Origin of the sequence: Methanospirillum sp. (genome assembly GCF_035560735.1) — an archaeon.
GTDB lineage: Archaea > Halobacteriota > Methanomicrobia > Methanomicrobiales > Methanospirillaceae > Methanospirillum.
Map to the genome: position 1 here is coordinate 1 of NZ_DATMYY010000104.1, position 3247 is coordinate 3247.

Annotated in this window: 4 protein-coding genes; all 4 read left to right on the plus strand. The window is 44.0% G+C overall.

Annotation, left to right across the window (positions count from 1 at the left end):
• The first annotated feature begins 178 nt into the window (after positions 1 to 178).
• Positions 179 to 1057, plus strand: coding sequence for a glucose-1-phosphate thymidylyltransferase RfbA (gene rfbA, locus VN429_RS03355; protein WP_325629785.1), 879 nt, complete (start codon positions 179 to 181; stop codon positions 1055 to 1057).
• A gap of 4 nt (positions 1058 to 1061) precedes the next feature.
• On the plus strand, positions 1062 to 1637 hold the full coding sequence (gene rfbC, locus VN429_RS03360; protein WP_325629787.1) for a dTDP-4-dehydrorhamnose 3,5-epimerase: 576 nt from the start codon (positions 1062 to 1064) through the stop codon (positions 1635 to 1637).
• 23 nt (positions 1638 to 1660) lie between these two features.
• Positions 1661 to 2509 (plus strand): dTDP-4-dehydrorhamnose reductase, encoded by an 849-nt coding sequence (rfbD, locus tag VN429_RS03365; RefSeq protein ID WP_325629789.1) that lies wholly within the window; start codon positions 1661 to 1663, stop codon positions 2507 to 2509.
• Between the two features lie 3 nt (positions 2510 to 2512).
• On the plus strand, positions 2513 to 3247 hold a 735-nt coding region (locus VN429_RS03370), incomplete at its 3' end, for a dTDP-glucose 4,6-dehydratase (protein WP_325629791.1).

Here is a 3247-nt window from a genome sequence, read left to right on the forward strand (position 1 = left end):
GACAGCTCTTTGAGTGTACTTATAGAGTGTCTCATCTGGTACCCCTGATATCGGTCCAGAAATCTATTGCTAACCCTGTTTCCAATCCTGCGATTACACAGACTAGAATTCTGCGTGTGCTTCTTTTGATCAGGGTGATACCGGTATTATCTAAATATTTCCAAGGGATTGATGCCTTGTGACAATAAAAGGAATTATTCTCGCCGGGGGATCTGGTACCCGTCTGTATCCTCTGACAAAAAGCATATCAAAACACCTACTTCCGATATATGATAAACCTCTCATCTATTATCCCCTATCTGTCCTCATGCTTGCAGGGATACGAGAGATTCTTATTATTTCTACTCCCCGAGATATTCCATTATATGAGGAATTATTTGGAGATGGAACAAATCTTGGTTTATCCCTTACCTATGCAATTCAGGAGTCACCCCGGGGTCTTGCTGATGCCTTCATTGTTGGAGATTCATTTATTGGAAATGACCGGGTAGCCCTTATCCTTGGAGATAATATTTTTTACGGTCAACATTTTTCAGAGAGATTAAAACGGGCAGGGGAACATAGTACAGGAGCAACAATATTTGGGTATTATGTCCGTGATCCAACCGCATTCGGGGTTGTGGAGTTTGATACCGACGGAACCGTTCTTTCGATTGAAGAAAAGCCAAAAAATCCCAAATCTCATTATGCAGTTCCTGGACTTTACTTTTATGATAATGATGTGGTAGAGATTGCAAAGGGCCTCTCTCCTTCAGCACGGGGTGAGATTGAGATCACTGACGTGAATATGACCTATCTCACCAGGGGCACTATGAGGGTTGAACTCTTTGGCAGAGGAATGGCCTGGCTCGACTCCGGAACTCATGATTCCCTTCTTGAAGCAGCACAATTCATCGAAACGATTCAAAAGCGGCAGGGTCTTTATGTCGCCTGTATTGAAGAGATAGCGTATGAACAGGGATATATTGATCGATCTCAACTTATTGAACTGGCTCGGTCTCTTGAAAAAACTGAATATGGCCAGTATTTGATCTCAGTGGCAAATGGAGCCGAGTGAAAGAATGGGGAAAATTGCGATACTGCAAACCACCTTGCCTGGAGTTCTCCTGATTGAACCCCAACGATTTCTAGATCTCCGGGGGTTTTTCATAGAGAGTTACAACAAATGGGATTTCTCTGCTGCAGGAATATCAGAAGAATTTGTCCAGGATAACCATTCTAAATCACAGAAGGGAGTATTAAGAGGGCTCCATTATCAATATCCCCATGCACAGGGCAAACTTGTTCGTGTCCTGAAAGGATCGATCTATGATGTGGTTGTTGACATCAGACAAGGATCTCCTACCTTTGGTCAACATACTGGAGTTACCCTAAGTGAAACGTCCTCCCTGCTGCTCTATGTTCCAACTGGCTTTGCTCATGGATTTCTCGTTCCTGAAGATAATACCGAAGTCATGTACAAAGTGACTGACCGGTATTTCCCAAAGGGAGATGCCGGGATTCTTTGGAATGATCCTGCACTCGGAATATCCTGGCCTCTTAAAGAAAATGAGATATCCATGCCAATTCTATCTGAGAAAGACGCCCAGCATCCCTGTCTTTTGTCAATACAATCACCCTTTGTCTATATGCCCTGAATAAAGGATGGGGAGTCAGAAAAATGAAGATATTGATTACCGGTGCCCATGGCCAGCTCGGTACGGATATAACCAGACTATGTAGAGCCATGAACTGGGTTGTCATCTCCTATGGATCGCAGGATCTGGATATCACCCGGTATCATGATGTGATGACCAAAATACCGGATATCAGGCCTGATATCATTATAAATTGTGCGGCTTATAATGACGTTGATAAGGCAAAATCTGACTGGGAGCAGGCTTACCAGGTAAATGGGTTAGGACCAAAGAATCTAGCTCTTGCCGCATCTGCATCAGGGGCGGTATTGGTCCATTATTCAACTGATTATGTCTTCAACGGAGAGACCAATCTCCCATATACCCTCGGAGACAAACCCGATCCGATAAGCCGGTATGGGGCAAGCAAACTCATTGGAGAACAGATGGTGATGAGGCATGCACTCAAATATTTTCTTATTCGAACCTCATGGGTTTTTGGCGGTGGGAACACAAACTTTGTTCAAAAAGTATTAGATTGGAGTAATCAACGTGGCCAGATTACCGTGGTTGATGATCAGATTTCCTCTCCTACCTATACCCGGGATCTGGCGCAGGGAAGGCTTGACCTTATCGAATCCGGTCAGTATGGCTTGTATCATATGACTAATTCCGGGCATTGTTCACGGTACGAATGGGGCGATTATATTCTTTCTCAAATCGGATGGACTGGAGAACTCACCCCTGGGAAGAGTGCTAACTTTCACACCCCTGCAACACGCCCAGCCTTTTCTGTGCTTGATAATTTTGGAACTATACAAACAATCGGTCGCAATCTCCCACTTTGGCAGGATGCCACGAATCGATTTTTACGTGAGATAGGGAGGATTTGATTTATGCATATTCTGGTAACTGGCGTGGCTGGTTTTATCGGAACCAATTTTGTGTATTACTATCTGAAGACTCATCCTGAAGACACCCTTATCGGATATGATGCACTCACGTATGCTGGAAATCTTGAAAATCTAAATGATATCCCTCAGGATCAGCAAAATCGGTTTATTTTTGTGAATGGAGATATTACCAATCAGGATCAGGTACAATCAGTCTTTTCAAAATGGCCGATAGAGGGAGTGATCAACTTTGCTGCCGAATCGCATGTGGATCGATCTATCCATGATCCATCAATCTTCCTCAAAACCAACATCCTTGGTACCCATACTCTCCTTGATGCAGCAAAAGGTGCATGGTATCATAATGGAACCTGGAAAGAAGGAGTTAGATTTCTTCAGGTTTCAACTGATGAAGTGTATGGGACTCTTGGTCCGGTAGGGCTGTTCTCTGAAAAAACACCTCTTGACCCACACAGCCCCTATTCAGCAAGTAAGGCTGGCTCTGATCTCATCGTAAAAGCATATTATGATACGTTTGGTCTGCCGGTTATCATCACCCGGTGCTCGAATAATTATGGTCCCTACCAGTTTCCGGAAAAACTGATACCCTTAATTATTACCCGGGCCGTTGCCCACGAGAGTCTACCGGTATATGGAGATGGCAGACAGATCCGCGACTGGCTCTATGTCATTGATCATTGCAGGGCTATTGATCTGGTTTTTCACAAAGGTCAATCA

What these genes read in the sequence shown, in the direction of transcription:
- rfbD (WP_325629789.1), top strand. Translation starts at nt 1,661, where the DNA reads ATGAAGATATTGATTACCGGTGCCCATGGCCAGCTCGGTACGGATATA.
- rfbC (WP_325629787.1), top strand. Translation starts at nt 1,062, where the DNA reads ATGGGGAAAATTGCGATACTGCAAACCACCTTGCCTGGAGTTCTCCTG.